Source organism: Streptomyces sp. NPDC059853 (assembly GCF_042731495.1).
In the GTDB taxonomy this organism is placed as follows: domain Bacteria; phylum Actinomycetota; class Actinomycetes; order Streptomycetales; family Streptomycetaceae; genus Streptomyces.
The window spans coordinates 1-1635 of record NZ_JBHWJL010000542.1 but is presented as its reverse complement, the minus strand read 5'-3'; the positions used below and the strand labels follow the sequence as shown (position 1 = coordinate 1635).

Genomic DNA, 1635 nt, shown 5'->3' with positions numbered 1-1635 from the left:
CACGTCCGCCCGCCACCCGACCAGGAGGCCACCCGCTCCCGCTCCCCGGCCGGCAGCAGGGACACCGGGCCGTAGGGCGCCTCCGGGGCGGCCGCCATCGCCTCCAGCGCCCGCAGGTGCGCCTCCCGCAGCCACCCGGCCTGCCCGGCCGTCAGCTCGGTGGCGTCGTACTCCAGGTCCAGCCGCAGCCCGTCCGCCCCAGGCTCCCGGCTCAGCGACACCAGCAGCGGGAACGTCGTCCACCCCGCCCCGGCGACCGGCTGCTCCGCCGCCCCCGTGGCCAGCGGCGCACCGTCCAGCTGGTGGAAGTGGTGGTGCACGAAGCCCGCCGCGAACAGCGGCCCGCCGCCCAGCTTCCGGCGCATCGCCGCCATCGGATACCGGCGGTGCGGCAGCATCGCGCGCTCCGCCGCGTGCACGGCCCGTGCCAGGTCCGCCCAGCTGCCGCCGGGCAGCCGCATCCGGAACGGCAGGGTGTTGAGGAACAGCCCGCGCGCCTCCGCCGCGTCGGCCTCCTCCAGCCGCCCGTTGGAGGACAGACCGGTCACCACATCCGTCGTCCCCCCGGCCACGCCGAGCACCCGCAGATGGGCCGCCAGCAGCACCGACTTGAACGGCACGCCGGCCCGCCGCGCGAACGCCTCCAGCGCCGTCGTCAGCTCCGGCGCCACCGGCGTCTCCAGCGCGCCCCGGCCCGCCGCCGTATCGCTGCGGTGCCGCTCACCCGGCACCCGCCGCAGCGCCGCCGCCGGAAGACCGGCCGCGCCCACCCGGGGCAGCTCGGGATCGGGCCGGTCGGCCAGCAGCTCCCGCCAGAACCGTTCACTGTCCGGCGAGGCGAGCGCCGCGCGCTCGGCGGCGACGAAGTCCCGGAAGGTGGAGCGCGGTGGCTCCGGCCGGGGGTGCCGGCCCGCCTGGCGAGCGCGGTAGCCGGCACTGATCTCGGCGAGGGTGGAGGCGAGGCTCCAGCCGTCGAGGATGGCGTGGTGTTCGGTGATCGTCCACTGGAAGGCGTCGTCGCTGAGGAGGTGCACGGCCATCCGCCACAGCGGCGCCCGGTCCAGCGGCAGCGCCTCCCGCTGCTGCTCCCGGACCAGTTCGGCCAGCGCCGCCTCCTGGCCCGCCGCGTCCAGGCCCCGCAGGTCGGTGACGGTCAGGGGTGTGGTAGCCCGGGTGTGGACGAGCTGGAGGGGTTCGGAGTAGCGGTTGAGGTCGAAGGAGGTGCGCAGGACGGGGTGCCGGGCGACGACGGCCGCCAGGGCCGCACGGAAGGCGGCCTCGTCGAACGGCCCGGCCAGCCGCAGGGTTTCCACGTTATGGTACGGGTTGCGGCCCGGGGAGCGTTCCTGCTCGTAGACCATGCCGGTCTGGAGTTCCGCCATCGGGTAGGCGTCGTCGAGCCCGTCCGGCAGCAGGGCGCGGTCCCCGTCCGGCAGCAGGGCGAACGGTCCGGCGGGCAGGGCGCTCGTGTCCTCCCGCGACGCCCGGGCGGCAGCGGCGGCGAGACCGGCCGGGGTGGGGTGATCGAGAAGGTCCTGGAGGGCGAAGGACACACCGGCGTCCCGGGCGTGCCCCAGCACCTGGATGCTGCGGATGGAGTCGCCGCCGAGGTCGAAGAAGTTGTCGTGGCGGCCG

The 1635-nt window shown here is 76.3% G+C and carries 1 protein-coding gene; it reads right to left on the bottom strand.

Translation table 11 applies throughout. The annotated features are described in order from the left end of the window. Positions 1–1635 (bottom strand): condensation domain-containing protein (locus ACFV5N_RS27710; RefSeq protein WP_385605261.1); only part of this gene is annotated, 1635 nt, incomplete at both ends.